General features: G+C 61.9%; 13 protein-coding genes. 1 reads left to right on the plus strand and 12 read right to left on the minus strand.

Translation table 11 applies throughout. The features are described 5' to 3' along the window. Window positions 1–97: 97 nt before the first annotated feature. The 6 genes from GIW79_RS03915 to GIW79_RS03940 form a co-directional block, all read right to left on the minus strand. Window positions 98–979 (minus strand): glycosyltransferase, encoded by an 882-nt coding sequence (locus GIW79_RS03915; protein ID WP_034125626.1) that lies wholly within the window; start codon window positions 977–979, stop codon window positions 98–100. Next, window positions 976–2,124, minus strand: coding sequence for a glycosyltransferase family 4 protein (locus GIW79_RS03920; RefSeq protein WP_054918876.1), 1,149 nt, complete (start codon window positions 2,122–2,124; stop codon window positions 976–978). The genes GIW79_RS03915 and GIW79_RS03920 overlap by 4 nt, the downstream gene beginning before the upstream one ends. 85 nt (window positions 2,125–2,209) lie before the next feature. Next, window positions 2,210–3,616 (minus strand): PIG-L deacetylase family protein, encoded by a 1,407-nt coding sequence (locus GIW79_RS03925; protein WP_236452571.1) that lies wholly within the window; start codon window positions 3,614–3,616, stop codon window positions 2,210–2,212. After that, window positions 3,613–4,509, minus strand: coding sequence for a GNAT family N-acetyltransferase (locus GIW79_RS03930; protein ID WP_236279521.1), 897 nt, complete (start codon window positions 4,507–4,509; stop codon window positions 3,613–3,615). Before GIW79_RS03930 ends, GIW79_RS03925 begins: the two co-directional genes overlap by 4 nt. After that, entirely contained in the window at window positions 4,510–6,267 is a 1,758-nt protein-coding gene (locus tag GIW79_RS03935) for a carbamoyltransferase family protein (RefSeq protein ID WP_014716634.1), read from the minus strand. 119 nt (window positions 6,268–6,386) lie between these two features. Beyond that, window positions 6,387–6,722: a YceK/YidQ family lipoprotein gene (locus GIW79_RS03940; protein WP_054896243.1), complete on the minus strand. Its 336-nt coding sequence runs from the start codon at window positions 6,720–6,722 to the stop codon at window positions 6,387–6,389. 203 nt (window positions 6,723–6,925) lie between these two features. Here GIW79_RS03940 and GIW79_RS03945 point away from each other — a divergent pair, with 203 nt between their 5' ends. Beyond that, window positions 6,926–9,004: a TonB-dependent receptor family protein gene (locus tag GIW79_RS03945; protein WP_236452572.1), complete on the plus strand. Its 2,079-nt coding sequence runs from the start codon at window positions 6,926–6,928 to the stop codon at window positions 9,002–9,004. 98 nt (window positions 9,005–9,102) lie between these two features. On the opposite strand, the gene GIW79_RS03950 is transcribed toward GIW79_RS03945, so the two are convergent. Genes GIW79_RS03950 through waaC form a run of 6 tightly spaced genes read right to left on the minus strand, consistent with a single transcriptional unit; the run spans window position 9,103 to window position 15,025 of the window. Further along, on the minus strand, window positions 9,103–10,554 hold the full coding sequence (locus tag GIW79_RS03950) for a lipopolysaccharide kinase InaA family protein (protein WP_236452573.1): 1,452 nt from the start codon (window positions 10,552–10,554) through the stop codon (window positions 9,103–9,105). Continuing rightward, entirely contained in the window at window positions 10,554–11,306 is a 753-nt protein-coding gene (locus GIW79_RS03955; protein WP_034125618.1) for a lipopolysaccharide kinase InaA family protein, read from the minus strand. The genes GIW79_RS03950 and GIW79_RS03955 overlap by 1 nt, the downstream gene beginning before the upstream one ends. Continuing rightward, complete coding sequence (locus GIW79_RS03960; protein ID WP_054896240.1) at window positions 11,303–12,037, minus strand: lipopolysaccharide kinase InaA family protein; 735 nt, start codon at window positions 12,035–12,037, stop codon at window positions 11,303–11,305. Before GIW79_RS03960 ends, GIW79_RS03955 begins: the two co-directional genes overlap by 4 nt. Beyond that, complete coding sequence (gene rfaP, locus GIW79_RS03965) at window positions 12,037–12,843, minus strand: lipopolysaccharide core heptose(I) kinase RfaP (protein ID WP_014716628.1); 807 nt, start codon at window positions 12,841–12,843, stop codon at window positions 12,037–12,039. Before rfaP ends, GIW79_RS03960 begins: the two co-directional genes overlap by 1 nt. Further along, a complete protein-coding gene (locus GIW79_RS03970; RefSeq protein ID WP_014716627.1) occupies window positions 12,840–13,964 on the minus strand; it encodes a glycosyltransferase family 4 protein in 1,125 nt (374 codons plus the stop codon). The genes rfaP and GIW79_RS03970 overlap by 4 nt, the downstream gene beginning before the upstream one ends. Then, window positions 13,964–15,025: a lipopolysaccharide heptosyltransferase I gene (gene waaC / locus GIW79_RS03975; protein WP_181124053.1), complete on the minus strand. Its 1,062-nt coding sequence runs from the start codon at window positions 15,023–15,025 to the stop codon at window positions 13,964–13,966. Before waaC ends, GIW79_RS03970 begins: the two co-directional genes overlap by 1 nt.

Consider the following 15,025-nt stretch of genomic DNA (forward strand, 5'->3'; position numbering starts at 1 on the left):
CGCGAAAAACTCACCGGCGCCGCGTTTATTCAGGAAGTACGCGTTATCGTTGACGTTTTTCGCGAGCAAGCTCGCTCCTACAGGGGGCGGCGTCGGTTCAGTTCTTGAGCGGCGCCAGATACAACCGCACCAGCCCGCGCAAGGTCTTGCGCCCCCAGAACTTCAAAGGGATCTGCTTGAGCACCTCCCGCGCCAACGGGCGGTCGCGGTCGGCGGTCTTGAGAAACATCGAGTTCAGGAAGTTGTAGCGAACCGCGTCATAGGCCGGGTGCTCGCTGAACTTGGCGTAGGTCTTGAGGATGTTCTGGATCATGTAGCGGTGGTTCTTGTACGTGTTGCTGGCGTGCTGGCGATACTTGGCCATCACCACGTCAAGGGCGTCGATGGTGTAGCCCGCCGCCGTGATCTTCAGTTGGATCAGCAAGTCTTCCAGGGGAATCTGCGGGTCGAAACCACCGACCTCCTCCAGCACTTCGCGACGAATCAGCATGGTCGGCGCCGGTGGAAACGGCTTGCGGTCCAGGAACAGGTCATCGAAGTCCAGACGGCGAAACGGCACGTCGCGACGCTGTTTCTTCTCCGGGTGCAGGTTGCCATCCCCGTCGATCAGCTCGATATTGCCAGCACACATGCCCACTTTCGGCTTGCCGTCCATATACGCCACCTGGGTGGCAATACGGTCCGGCAACATGATGTCATCCGAGCCGAACGGTGCGATCAGGCTACCCTTGGCGCGAGCGATCGCACCGTTCAAGGTCGCGCTGAGCCCTTGGTTCTGCTGCACCTGGAAATCAAAGCCGTGCTCGGCCTGCAAGCGCTGGATGCGTTCGACGCTGTCATCCTTGGAGCCGTCGTCGACTACCAACAGCTCGATATTGGGGTAGGTCTGCCCCAGCACGCTAAGAATGCTTTGCTCGATGTACTGGCCATGGTTGTAGGAAGCGATGATCACCGAGACCAGGGGTTGTTGCTGATTCATGCTCTACCTACTTCACGCAAACCGGTTTCAATCAGGGTCAGGTACTTGTGCTTGAACTCGTCGAGGGTGTGGTTGGCCTCCAGATAGCGGAACACCTCCTCCCCCTTGGCGCGCAATTGTTCATCGTTCAAGGCCAGGTAAGTGTCCAGGGCCGCAGCCAATTGTTCGACGTTGCCCGGATCATGGGACAAGCCGCCCGCACCCTGCACCAGTGGCAGCATCGCCGGGCCGTTGGAGGCGATCACCGGAAGGTGGCCGCTCATGCCTTCCAGCAAGGCCAGGCCCAGGCCTTCGAACAGCGACGGCATGGTCCAGATATCGAAGCCGCGCACGTACTTCATGCCGTCTTCGCGAAAGCCCAGCAAGTGCGCACGGCCGGTCAGGCCGAGGCGCTCGATGTCGGCACGCAGGTCGGCTTCGGCACGGCCAGAACCAATAATCCCCACCTGCGCCTCAGGGTATTTGTCCTTGAGCGTGGCGAAGGCCTGCAGCAGATGGGTATGCCCTTTGATCGGCACGAGGCGGCCCAGGGCGCCGATCATCCGTGCATCCATCGGCAGGCCCAGGGCCTTGCGTGCGTCTTCACGGGACAGCTGCAAAGCCTCTGCCTGGGGAATGTCGATCGCGTTGGTGACGTAGGTGGTGTTCTCAGGGGTGAACCCGCAATTGAGGTCTACCAGGTAGTCCTTGACCGCTTCGGACACCCCGACAAAACGCCACGCCGGGCTGACCCAGCGCTGGGTCTGACGCCGACGGTAACCACGGGCGTACTCGCCAAAGCCGTGGGAGATGCCGATGCACAGCGGGATCTTCAACCAGCGGTTGAGCGACAGCATCATGTTCACCGACTTGAAGCGGTTACAGATGACCACGTCGAACTTCTGCTCGCGGCAGTACTTGTAGATCTGCCACATGGCGCCAAAGCGAATGCCCTTGAGGGACTTCTCCGGCAGCTCGAAATAATGGGAGTGCTCGGCCACGCTCAGGGGCTGGCCGGGCAGCGGGCGCCCACTGAGAAATCCGGAGGTCACCTCGAAGCGCTCGGCCGGCAGGGATTTGACGATTTGCTCACCCAAGTCCGCGAAGTCATGGGTCTTGACGTTGTAGTCCGGCTGTAACTGCAAAACCTTGAAACGAGGCTTCATAACTCTCCATGCAGCGATCTGGCTACGGGCATGCAGCCCGGTAAAAAGGGCGACAGGCGCATAACGGCCTGCCTTCAATCGGCTCTCAGTCCTGCTTCAGGACCCACAACAGCTCGTGACGGCGCACGGCCTTGCGGAAGAATTCGTTCTCGCCATAGGGCGATGGACTACGGCCCGCCAGCAGTTGCTGCAACCACCTACGCACTCGACGCTTGAACGGCGCTGGCGGCTGCAGGTCGTGCATCATGCCCAGGGCCATGGCCTTGTCCTGCTGCTGGCTCAAGGCGAGAGCGAAACTGCACGGCACCAGTTCCACAGCACCATCGAAACGTGGCGGCAGCGCCACGCCAGCGCCGGAATCGCCCATTGGCCAGCGGTCGTTATCATGCAGGTGATTGGCGTAGCCGAGCAATGTGTCGGGCTGCCACTCCAGGCCCTGCAAGGCTTCCAGCACTGCCGCGTGGGCGCAGATATGGTCGGCGTGAGGGTCAAGCAACGGCGTGGGCAAGACGATGACCTGGGGCCGCGCCTTGAGCAGCAGCGCCCGCAGGTCGGCGATCAGGTTATGCCAGGTCGGTGCACCATCAGCATCGCCAGGCAGGGCAAAACCATTGAACTGGCGGAACAGCCGCGTATCGGCCAAACCGGCTTCGCGGGAGGCTTGAGGCTGATCTGGCGCGGCCTGCATGGCTTGCAATTGCATGCAGAAGTACCCCAACTGCACGCACTGCGCCTCGGGCACGCCCGCCCAGCGGGGCACGGAGACGCTGTCCCAGGCCCGCAAACGGCCCTTGAGGCGCGCAGCTTCAGCCTTGGGCAGGCCCATGTTCTGATAATGCTCAGCTTCGATTTCACCGGCCGTCAGCGTGACGATCCAGCTTTCAGTCGCCTGGCTGTAAAGGCTGAACGCAGCCAGCTCGGCATCGTCGGCATGGGGCGCGATCACCATCACACGTTGCTGGCGATAGTCCGGCTGGCGAAAGCGCCACAGCGTCGGCTGCCCCTTTATCCGGCAAAAACGCCCGCGCAATTCGAGCTTGCCCGCGGCCAAGGCTTCGGCGGCGCCGGTCAGGTTCAGATAACGCCGCCCAGCGACGCCGCGCTCGAAGGCTTGCCGGTCCGGGCTTTGCAGGCCCAACAGGTCCACCGCAGGGTCGAAGAAACGCCCCAGCCAGGTACTTTTCAACTCAATGCCGACGATCAGGGTTTCATCCGCCGCCAACGGCGCATCCAGCAACAGCCGGCCCGCCTCCAGGCGCAAGCCGGGCTGTTCGCTGCCGGCCGGGAACGCGTACTCATAGCTGTCTTTGGGCGAGTAAAACAGGTGATCGGCAAACCAGGCTTCATGGGCGGCCCACAGCAGCACCGCAAGGATCAGCGGCAACCACCAGGCGACCAGTACGCCGGTGGCGACCAACACCAGCACGCCGATCAATAGCGCAATACGCTTGTTACGCCGATGGCGCTTGAGCAGTTGCTGTTTACGGCTCATACACTGAACACCGGCACCGGGTTGCACCAGCGCTCCTTGTATTCACGGTCGGAACGCCCGAAGGAGAAGCGCAGCGACTTGTTCGCCACCCGCGCCTGCTCCCAGGCACCTTGGGTATTGAGAAAACTCAGCACGCTGCCGGGGCTGAATGCACGGGTTTCAGGGTCGACGCCGCCATTGACATATTCGGCACTGAACCACTCGTTGGACTGCACCTGATACACCAATTGCACTGCAATCGGCGCGTCGTTCAGAAACAGCACCGAGCCGAACAGGAATTCCTTGAGCAACTCCAGCACCTCGGCCAGACGCGCCGCGCCCGCCGCCGGGAAGCCCCAACGACGCTGGAACAGGTCGCAATAGATCGCCGCCAGTTCTACACTGGAAAACTCACTGACCGCCCTTACCAAGCCGCCCGCCTCTTCCAACAGGCGCAGTTCACGCCGCTGGTTGTAGCGAAACTTCTTCGACAGGTCTTCGGGAGTACGCGCCATGGCCAATTGCTCGGCCTGGGGCTTGAGGGTGCTCACGCGCCCTTGATTGAGCGTCGACAGGTAGCGCGCACGATGACGCAACGGCAGCTGCGCATCGGCAGCAATCGGCAGGATGATCTCGGCGTTGCCCAGGTCAAACAGGCCTTTCTTGCCGCTGCGCTTGAGCACATCCTTGGACAGCGCCAGGTCGCGTCCCCAGGTGGCGATTGCCCCCTTGAGTTCACCACCGTGCTCCCAGCCCAGGTAGCGCACAGGTATCTGCGCCAGCCCGGCCAACCGCTCAATCACCTGGGGATGGGTCGCCACACTGCCGCCGTAACGCTGCCAGGCCTGGGCGTAAACCTCGGCCTCGACAGGCGCCCAGCCACGTTCACGCCAGCCCTGGAAGCGGTTCAGCATTTAAACCACGGCGTCATAAGGGTCCACGCCATCCTTGACCACCAGGATGTCTTCCATGATCAGGTACTGCAGGTCCGAGCCGAAGAACATGTTCAGCGCGTCGGTCGGCGAGCAGATCATCGCTTCGCCACGACGGTTGAGCGAGGTGTTCAGGGACACGCCGTTACCGGTCAGCACTTCCAGCTCTTTCATCATGTCGTAGTAGCGCGGGTTGTACTCGCGCTTGAGCACCTGGGCGCGGGAAGTACCGTCTTCGTGCACGACTTCCGGTACACGGGTCTTCCACTCTTCGGCGACTTCGAAGGTGAAGGTCATGAACGGCGCCGGATGATCGACCTTGATCATCTGTGGGGCCACGGTGTCGAGCATCGACGGGCAGAAAGGCCTCCAACGCTCGCGGAACTTGATCTGGTGGTTGATGCGATCCGCCACGCCGGTCGCACTCGGGCAACCGATGATCGAACGACCGCCCAAGGCACGCGGGCCAAACTCCATGCGGCCCTGGAACCAGGCCACCGGGTTGCCGTCGACCATGATCTTGGCAATGCGCTTAGGCATGTTCTCGATCTTGCGCCAGTTCGGCTTGCTCTCGTGCTTGGCGCACGCGGCGATCACGTCTTCGTTGCTGTAGGACGGGCCGAGGTAGACGTGTTCCATCTTCTCGACCGGTACGCCACGAGCATGGGACACGTAGGCCGCCGCACCGACGGCGGTGCCGGCATCGCCGGAAGCCGGCTGTACGAACAGCTCTTTGACGTCGTCACGGGCAATGATTTTCTGGTTCAGCTTGACGTTCAGCGCACAGCCGCCGGCGAAGGCCAGCTTGCCGGTGTCCTTGAGGATGTCGCCCAGGTAGTGGTCGATCATCTGCAAGGCCAGTTTTTCGAACAGCGCCTGCATGCTGGCTGCATAGTGGATGTACGGTTCGTCGGCGATGTCGCCTTCGCGTTTCGGCCCCAGCCACTCGATCAGTTTTGGCGAGAAGTAGAAACCCTTGCCCTTCTCTTTGTAGCGGCGCAGGCCGATGACGTTGGCGTAGTCGGTGTTGATCACCAGTTCGCCGTTTTCAAAGGAGGCCAGGCGCGAGAAGTCGTATTTGCTGGCATCGCCGTACGGCGCCATGCCCATGACCTTGAACTCACCGTCGAGCATTTCGAAACCGAGGAACTCGGTGATTGCGCCGTACAGGCCGCCGAGGGAGTCCGGATCGTAGAATTCCTTGATCTTGTGGATCTTGCCGTTTTCGCCGTAGCCAAAGAAGGTAGTGGCGTACTCGCCCTTGCCGTCAATGCCCAGGATCGCGGTTTTTTCCTGGAAGCCCGAGCAGTGGTAGGCGCTGGATGCGTGAGCCAGGTGGTGTTCTACCGGTTCGATCTTGATTTTCTTCGGATCGAAGCCCAGTTGCTCCAGGCACCAGACGATCTTGTTGCGATAGCGCTTGTAGCGACGGTTGCCCATCAGGATCGCGTCAAGGGCGCGGTCCGGGGCGTACCAGTAACGCTTGGCGTAGTGCCAGCGCGCCTCGCCGAACAGGCTGATCGGGGCGAACGGGATCGCCACCACGTCAACGTCCGAAGGCTTGATGCCAGCCTGCTCCAGGCAGAACTTCGCCGACTCGTAGGGCATGCGGTTCTTTGCATGTTTGTCGCGTACGAAGCGCTCTTCTTCGGCGGCCGCAATCAGCTTGCCGTCGATATACAGGGCTGCGGAAGGATCATGGCTAAGGGCGCCGGACAGGCCAAGAATCGTCAATGCCACTGGGGTCTAGCCTCTTTTAGTCTGCATGCAGGCGCATCGCGCCTGAAAAAAGTGTGTTTCCCGCCGGGGCGGGAAACAGCTAAAGGGCGGGATTATAGCTTAAAAGCAGTAGGAAGCTGTTAGCGCAGCTCGATGCTGCCGTCCGCGCTTTGGCGGTAGATCGTGTAGGGCAGGACGAGCGTGTCCAGGACAGCAGAAACGGGCACATCAAGAATGCCCCAGGGAATACCATTCAGCGAGAGATCACTTGCGGAGTTCGGCGGTCCATGCAAGACACACAAGTCATAAACCACGCCGCTATAAACACGCGGAACAGAGTTGCAGTACGTTTTCTTCCTCTTGAGGTTCAGAACAGTGACGTCATCGCCACGCAGTACCGTGGTCGTAGTGCCGCAGCCGCCCATGAGCAACGATATTCCCAGCAATACCAGCAACCTCAGAATAGGAGTCCGCATAGTCGATTCTTCTTGTTTGTTAATAAAGACCGAAAACCTAACACCACAGAACCAAGGCTTCAGGCTTACGCAGTCGACGCTAAGCGTAGGATGCATCCCATTGCGCCCAGCGGTAAGGATTTCGGCAAATCAGAGGGCGAGTCGTTAAACTTGTAACATTTTCGCCTACGCCCCTCACTTGCGCGCTACCAACCGGCCTTTTCATGACTCCTTCTGCCCCAACCTGCCTTGCCTTACTGCTGGGCCTGTGTAACACCGCCCAGGCCGACAATACGCCCCTGATCCTGGACCCCAGCGTGGTCACCGGCTCGCGCAGCGCCAGCCCGACGTTCGATTTGCCCTATTCCGTGGACGGCATCAACCGCGAGCAGATCAGTGACGGCCAGCTCGGCATCAACGCCTCCGAAGCCCTGTCCCGCGTGCCCGGCCTGGTGGTGCAGAACCGTCAGAATTACGCGCAAGACCTGCAGATCTCGTCCCGAGGCTTCGGCGCCCGTTCAGCATTCGGCGTGCGCGGCATCAAGCTGATCGCCGACGGCATCCCCGCCAGTACCCCGGATGGCCAGGGCCAGGCCGCGACGTTCAACCTCGACACGGCCGAGCGCATCGAAGTGCTGCGCGGCCCGGCGGCGACGCTGTATGGCAGCAACGCCGGGGGCGTGATCCAGATGTTCTCCCGCGACGGTGAAGGCCCGCCGCGTATCGGCGCCGAAACCCTGGTGGGCAGCGACGGCCTGAACAAGAACCACCTCAGCGCCGAGGGCGCGGCGAATGGCGCCGGGTTTGTGCTCGACGCCTCGCGCATGGACACCAACGGCTACCGCGATCACAGCAGCGCGCGCCGCGACCAGACCTTCGCCAAGCTCAATGTCGAGCCCGATGACAACAGCAAGCTGGCATTGATCTACAGCAGCCTGGAGCAGAACGGTACGCAGGATCCGCTGGGGCAAACCTGGGCAGCGTACAAGGCAGACCCGCGCTCGGTAAGCGCCAATGCGCTGAACTACAACACGCGTAAAAGTATCGATCACCAGCAATTGGGGATGAATTACGAGCGGTATTTCGGTGGCGCGACCTTGCAGGTCAATGCCTACACCGGGCGGCGCAGTGTGATTCAGTACCTGTCGATCCCCAAGGGCACGCCCGCCAACGAACGCGGCGGTGGCGTAGTGCAATTTGATCGAAAGTTCTACGGCGGCAGCGTGCGCTGGCTGCAGCCCATCGAAAGCGCGCCTGGCGAGCTGATGATCATCACCGGCCTGGACTTCGACCAAAGCGAAGACAGCCGCCATGGCTATCAGAACTACAGCGGCAATGCCCTCGGCGTGAAAGGCCAACTACGCCGCGACGAAATCGACACGGCTCGCAGCCTCGACCCGTATATCCAAGCCAACTGGGCCCTCGACCGCTGGACCCTGCAAGCCGGCGTGCGCCACAGCACGATGCAAATGGACGTTGACGATCAGTTCCTGAGCAATGGCGACGCCAGCGGCAACAAGACCTACCAGAAAAACACCCCTTCGATGAGCGTGATGTACGCGTTCACCCCCGACTTGCACGCCTACATCAGCGCAGGCAAAGGCTTTGAAACCCCGACTCAGGCCGAGCTGGCCTATGCACCGGGCAACGCCGAGGGCTTCAACTTCGGCTTGAAGCCGTCTGAAAGCACGCAATATGAAATGGGCGTGAAAGCGCAACTGAACAACACGCGGATCAACGCCGCCATTTTCCAGATCACCACCGAGGACGAACTGGTGGTGCAGCAATCCATCGGTGGCCGTACCAGCTACCAGAACGCCGGTCGCACGTTGCGCCGCGGCTTCGAACTGGGTGTTGAAAGCCAGCTGAGCGACCACTGGAGCACCAGCCTCGCCTACACCCGCCTGCACGCAACCTACGACAGCGACTTTACCAGCGGCGCCAACACCATCGACAAAGGCAACTACCTCCCCGGCGTGCCACAAACCACCCTGTTCGCCGAACTGAACTGGAAACCACGGGACTGGGTCAGCACCGCCATCGAAGGCCTGTACCGCAGCAAGGTCTACGTAGAAGACACCAACCAGCAACACGCCGCACCGGCCTACAGCGTCTTCAACTGGCGCGCGCGGTTTGAGCAGAAGGTAGAGCACTGGACCTTTCACCAGACCTTGCGCCTGGATAACCTACTGGATCGTCAGTACGTGGGGTCGGTGATTGTGGGGGATGGCAATAACCGCTATTACGAAGCGGCGCCGGGGCGATCGTGGTATGCGGGGGCTGGGGCGCAGTACCAGTTCTGAATGCAGCGCCTGGACGGGCGCCATCGCGGGCAAGCCCGCTCCCACATTTTGACCGCGTTCACAGATCAAGCGTGGGAGCGGGCTTGCCCGCGATAGGTTTAACTGCCGACACCCGCCTCTTTGGGTAACCGCTGATCAAACACCCGATACAACGCACTGTCTTGCGGCCAATTACGCATAAACCTTGCACGGTCTTTGGCATAGGCCGGCGCAAAGCTGGCAGCGGAAGAGTGCTGGCACATCGCATCCAGATCAATCATCGCCCAGTGCCCGTCGCTCCAGAACAGGTTATGGCCTTTGAAATCCCCATGGCTGATGCGCTCGCGGATCAAGTCGGCAAACAACTGGTCCAGCGCCTGCAACTCGCTCTCGGGCGCCTCGCCGCTCTCCACATACGGCGCAAAGCGCTCGATGATGTCCGGCCCAGGCAGGTATTCGGTGACCAGGTAGGCGCGGCTGCGCAACCACAGGAATCGTTTCTCCAGCACCGCCAGCGGCTTGGGTGTGGCGAAGCCCAGGAAGGCCAGGCGGTTACCTTCGCGCCAGGAGTGCCAGGCGCGGCTCGGGCGCCAGAAGCGCTTGAGCCAATGGGCAAAACCCTTGATGTTGTAGCGCTTGATCACCAGCGGCCGGCCGGCCACGTCGACCTTGGCCACGCTCGCCGCGCCACCGGTCTTGTACAGGTGACCCTGGTCGAGCAACGCATCGGCCTGCTCAAGCACCGGCACCATGGCGGCTTCTTCTTCGCGGCGGATCGCACGCAAGCCAAAAGCGCCGCGCACCACACTGAACAGCGTGCATTCGCGGCCGGTCTTGTCCAGGTAGTCTCTCAAGCGCCAGGCGCTGACTTTACGCACCTGTTTTTCCAGGGCTTGCATTGGCAAGGCGTGTTCGCCGTTGGCCAGCAAGTAATACACCAGCAACTCCTCGGTAAAGGGCTCGAGGTTTTTCGGCAGTTGGGCGAAGAACACACCGAGGTTCTCCAGCACTCGATTGCGCGATAGCGCCTTGCCCGCCTCTTCGACACGAATGCCGGCGCCATCGATCAGATACAGCTTGCCATCCTTGCGTAGCAAGTTGTCCATGTGCAGGTCTTCTTGCCACAGGCCCTTGGCATGCATCTGGGCGATCGCGCCCAGCGCTTCGGCGAGCACAGCGGTTTGTTCGTCCGCCAACGGCGGCAGGTTTTCGACGGCGAGCCAAGCGTCGGACAGGCTTTGGGCCCCCTCGATAAATTCAAACAGCAGCCAACCACCCTCGCCGTCCTGCAAGCCATCGGCCAGCAGCAACGGCGTGGTCAGGCCTTGCTCAGCCAACAGACGCACACCCGTGAGCTCACGCTGAAAATGCCGCGCCGCCTTGCTGCCCACCAACAACTTGGCCAACACCGGGCGACCACGCCACACGGCGGCACCCACGTAGCGCTGCCCCGGCAACACCCGCAGCAGGCTCAGCAATTGCAATTGCCCAGGGCCGGCGGCATCCGCCAGGTCGAGGGTCAGTGGCAGGCTGGGGGTACGCCCAGCCGTTTTCAGCTCGGATAAACGCATCAGCGGTTCTCCTTGTGGCTGCGGCGCGCGGTCAGGCGCTGGTGCCAAGTGGACACCAGGGCACCGTCCTCGGGCTGCTCAAGGTACGCCGCCAGCAGTTGGCGCACCTGCGCATCCGACCATTGCGGCGCACGGCGCAGCAGCGGTTCCAGGTCCTTGACCCGGTCACGCCAGCCAAACAACAGCGGGCGGGTTTTCTCCAGGTCGATCAACTGTGCGGCATACCCCTCACCGGCAGGCTGCAGGAAAATATGCTTGGGGTAAAAACAGCCATGCACCTGCCCGACGCTGTGCAGATGACGCGCCAGCTTGCCGCAGGCCAACAGGATCGCACTGTGCTGGGCTGCGCTTAATTGCGCCCACTGCTCCAGCAACGAATCCAGGTCATTCCAGCCATCCAGCGCACGGGTGAGCAGCATCGCCCGGCGCTCACCCTTGACCTTGCGCTCTCCGAAGAACGCCGCTTGCAGGGCCGGGATGCCGAGCTTTCGATACAGGCTGATGTTGCGAAACTCGCGGGCAAAACTCGGCTCGCCAAACGGCCGGTGCAAGGTGCGTGTGAGGTAGTTGCTCTGGCGCTTGAGGTAGTAGCCTTGCCCCTCAAGCTCCAGGCGATACACGCTGCTCCAACCGTCGCCGCTGGTGTTCGGCTCGTCCACCGCATCCAGTTGCTTGGCCCACAGGGCGTCGAAGGTCGCCAGGCCGTTGCGCTCAAGCAGAGCGCGGTCTTCAGCCGCCAGGAAGTCACTCATTCGCGTCCCTCGAAAAACTTCACCACATGGCGAATTCGCTGTTTGTCCGACGCGGTCAGGTGCGCGCGCTGGCGATATTGCAGGTAGAAACGCAGGCGCTGGGTGGCCGACAAGTGATACTTGGCGACTTTGTCCAGGCAGGCCAAGTCCTTGGTGATGCGGTACTTGAGCCAGAAGCCGCGCCAGAAATCACCGTTGGGGCAGTCGATCAGGTACAGGGTGCGCTGATCGTCCACCAGCAGGTTGCGCCACTTCAAGTCGTTATGGGTGAAGCGGTGATCGTGCATGGTGCGCGTGTATTCGGCGAGCTGGCGGCTGATGCCATCGACCCACCGGGGGTCTTTGAGGCGCTCATCGTGACGCTCGGCCAGCACCGACAGATCTTCGGTCTTGGGCAGTTCACGGGTGATCATGGCGCCACGGTTATAGGCCAGGCCCTTGCGGTCCAGGCCCCAGGCCACCACGTCGGCGGTGGGGATGCCCCACTTGGCGAAACGCTTGAGGTTCTGCCATTCGGACTTCACCCGCGGCCGACCCAGGTAACGACGCAGGCCCTTGCCGGCACCTACGTAGCGCTTGACGTAATAATTGACCCCGTCACGCTCCACCCGAATCACTTCCGACAACGGGTCGCGGGTCAGCCGCTCGCCTTGCAAGGCGAACACCGCGTCCAGGCTTCCAAAGTCATCCGCCAGGGCGGCGTAGGCAGGTTCCAGATTCCAACCCGCCATCAGATCGCATCCCCGTATCGTTGTTTACGCGCATACAGCTTTGCTGCCATGCGTTCCAGCGCAGACAACAGCGCGGTTTGCTCCGCCAGGATCTGGCGCAGCGGCTGCTGGAAATAGGCCTTGAGAAAACGCAGCTTGTCGCGCTGGGTCAAGCCGATCTCCAACGCGGAGTAATACAGGCCGGCCAAGTCTTTGTTGCGCCAGCGCACGGGGATCGTCGCACGCACCTGGGCACGGTGCAGGTCGATCACCGACAGCTTGAGGTTGTCGACACTGATGGGCCGGTCGGTGTGCAGCAGGAAATGGCAGAGGTAGCAGTCACGGTGGTTGACGCCACCGCGGTGCATCGCGCCCACGGTACGCGCCAGTTCAAGGGTCAAGGCATGCTTGATCGCCGGTACGGGCGGTTGCTTGACCCAGTCGAGGGTCAGGTCTTCCAGGCTGATGATGGGGGTCAGTTCCTGGGTGATGATGAACGAGTGCTGGTCGGCCGGGTTGCTGCCTTTTTCACCGAACGCCACGGCGGTCATGGTCGGTACGCCAAGCGCCTGCAAGCGCTGGATCGCCACCCACTCCTGGCCCGCGCCCAACACCGGTAATTTGGCAGTGACCAGGTTCTTGAGGATTTCGCCCCAGCCGATCCCACGGTGGATCTTCACAAAATAAGGCTGGCCCTCGACCACCGTACGCAACGTACGGCGAGCGGCCAGCTCGCGGAACACCTGGCCTTCCAGCTTCTCGACCTCGGCGAACGCATCGCGTCCGGCCCAGAGGGTCTTGAAGGGTTCGGCTAGAATCAACTTCATCGGTTTGGCTCCGCCAGAATCAGGTCCGCAGCGTACTGCGGCATGCTAAAGAGGTCGGCCGTCTCGGCGAAGGCCAGACCATTGCGACTCCAGGTCGCACGCGCTTGTGGGTCGTCGAGCATATCGACCAGATACTGGTTGAGCTGGGTTTGCTCGAACGGCTCGTCCAACACCCGGCCGCTCTGGGCCTTGTCGATGTAGAACGCATAGCCGCACACCTGGCTCACCAGTACCGGGAGGCCGGCGACCACCGCTTCGACCAGCACCATGCCGGCCGCCTCGTTGTATGCGGGGTGAATCAACAGGTCCGCCCCCAGCAGGAAACGCGGAATATCATTGCGGCCCTTGAAGAACTGCACCTGGTCGCCCAGGCCCAGCGCCGCGCTCTGCAATTGGAATACTTTGGGGTCGTCCTGGCCGATTACAAATAGCCGGGTACGTTTCTTCAGCCGCGAAGGCAGGGCGGCCAGCGCCTTGAGGCTGCGGTCGACGCCCTTGGTCTTGAACCCCGAACCGATCTGCACCAACAGCAGATCATCCTCGGCCAAGCCGAATTCAGCGCGGAACTCGGCGCGGATCTCGGCAGCGTTCGGCGGCGCGCGGCGGTCGCGGGCAATACCCGGTGGCAACAGGTGAAAACGCTCGGCCTGGGTGCCGTAATATTGGGTAAACAGCTGTTGCTGATGCTCGGACAACACCATGATCTGCGTCTTGGCGTTTTTATCGAACACGGCGCGCTCGTATTCGGCAAAGTGCTTGTAGCGCCCGAACCAGCGATACATCGGGTTGCGCAGGGTCTGGGCCTTGTCCTCGAACACACCGTCGGCGGCAAAATACAGGTCCAACCCCGGCATCTTGTTGAAGCCCACCACGCGGTCCACTGGGCGCTTGGCCAGGTCGGCCTGGATCCAGGCGTAGAGCTTTTCGTTGCGGCGGTGGTTGACCAAGGCCTTGACCGGCGCCACCAGCACCTCAAAGCCTGGCGGGATATCGCCTTCCCAGATCAGGGTGTACACCCGAATGCTGTGGCCGCGCTGCTGGCATTCCAGGGCGATGCGCATGAAGTCGCGCTGCAGGCCACCGAAAGGAAAGTACTTGTACAGAACAAAAGCCAGTTGCATCAGTGCTGCTCCTCGGCCAGTAACAACGTGCTCAGCCGGCTTGCGACACGCTCAGGGTTCAAGCGCGTGAAGCACAGGGGCGACTCGCGGGCGATGTCGAACCGCCGCAGGTCGTCGGCAGTGGGTTGATAAGTGCACTGTTTTTGCAGGCAAGGCGCACACGGCCAGTCGCTGGCCAAGTGAATCTGGCCCTTGCCGTAGGCACCGGTGAGGCCTGGGTTGGTGGGGCCGAACAGGGAAATGGTCGGCACGTCCAATGCCGCCGCCAAGTGGCCAAGGCCGGTGTCGACGGCCACGCAGGCACGGGCGCTCGCCAAGACACGGGCAACGCCCGCCAGGTTGAGCTTGGGCAACACTTCGGCGTTGGGCAGGCCGAGGGCCAGGCGTTCGGCCCGCGCCTTTTCGGCGGCGTTGCCCCAAGGCAGCTTTACGTCCACGCCCAAACGGCCCATGCGTTCGGCCAGCTCGCGCCAATAGGCTTCGGGCCAGTGCTTGGTGTCCCAGGTAGTACCGTGCAGCAGCAATACGAACGGTTTTTTCGGCGGCAGGCCAAGCAGCTTTTCAACGCTCAGGCCGTAGTCGCCCGGGCGTTGGGGCAGGTCGTAGCCCAGCGCGACGGCGAACAGCTGGCGCAAGCGCTCCACCGCATGCTGCCCACGGGCCACGGCCAGGCGCCGGGAGTAAAAGCGCGCAGCCAGGGGTTCACGCGCAGAATCTTTGTCGAAGCCAGCGATGGGCGCCCGCACATAGCGCGTCAGCCAGGCGCTTTTGAGCAAGCCCTGGGCGTCGATCACCAGGTCGTATTTAGTCGACTGCACCGCCTGCTTGAAGCGCCGCCATTCACCGCTCTTGATGGTTTGCCAGAGGTTCTTGCGCCAGCGGCGAATCGCCACCGGAATCACCTTGTCGACCGCCGGGTGCCAGGTGGGGATTTCGGCAAAGCCTTCTTCCACCACCCAGTCGAACCGAATGCCGGGAATCGCCCGCGCTGCGTCGGTGAGGGCCGGCAAGGCATGGATCACGTCGCCCAGGGATGAGGTCTTGATTACCAGAACCCGCAA

It is taken from the genome of Pseudomonas sp. PA-7-1E, from assembly GCF_021605325.1.
Classification (GTDB): Bacteria; Pseudomonadota; Gammaproteobacteria; order Pseudomonadales; family Pseudomonadaceae; genus Aquipseudomonas; species Aquipseudomonas fluorescens_BV.

Bases quoted from the DNA above. Each gene is read 5' to 3' on its own strand.
- GIW79_RS03950 (WP_236452573.1), bottom strand. From the start codon at position 10,554: ATGCGTTTATCCGAGCTGAAAACGGCTGGGCGTACCCCCAGCCTGCCA.
- GIW79_RS03920 (WP_054918876.1), bottom strand. From the start codon at position 2,124: ATGAAGCCTCGTTTCAAGGTTTTGCAGTTACAGCCGGACTACAACGTC.
- GIW79_RS03970 (WP_014716627.1), bottom strand. From the start codon at position 13,964: ATGCAACTGGCTTTTGTTCTGTACAAGTACTTTCCTTTCGGTGGCCTG.
- GIW79_RS03930 (WP_236279521.1), bottom strand. From the start codon at position 4,509: ATGCTGAACCGCTTCCAGGGCTGGCGTGAACGTGGCTGGGCGCCTGTC.
- GIW79_RS03940 (WP_054896243.1), bottom strand. From the start codon at position 6,722: ATGCGGACTCCTATTCTGAGGTTGCTGGTATTGCTGGGAATATCGTTG.
- GIW79_RS03915 (WP_034125626.1), bottom strand. From the start codon at position 979: ATGAATCAGCAACAACCCCTGGTCTCGGTGATCATCGCTTCCTACAAC.
- GIW79_RS03960 (WP_054896240.1), bottom strand. From the start codon at position 12,037: ATGGCGGGTTGGAATCTGGAACCTGCCTACGCCGCCCTGGCGGATGAC.
- GIW79_RS03925 (WP_236452571.1), bottom strand. From the start codon at position 3,616: ATGAGCCGTAAACAGCAACTGCTCAAGCGCCATCGGCGTAACAAGCGT.
- GIW79_RS03945 (WP_236452572.1), top strand. From the start codon at position 6,926: ATGACTCCTTCTGCCCCAACCTGCCTTGCCTTACTGCTGGGCCTGTGT.
- rfaP (WP_014716628.1), bottom strand. From the start codon at position 12,843: ATGAAGTTGATTCTAGCCGAACCCTTCAAGACCCTCTGGGCCGGACGC.
- GIW79_RS03955 (WP_034125618.1), bottom strand. From the start codon at position 11,306: ATGAGTGACTTCCTGGCGGCTGAAGACCGCGCTCTGCTTGAGCGCAAC.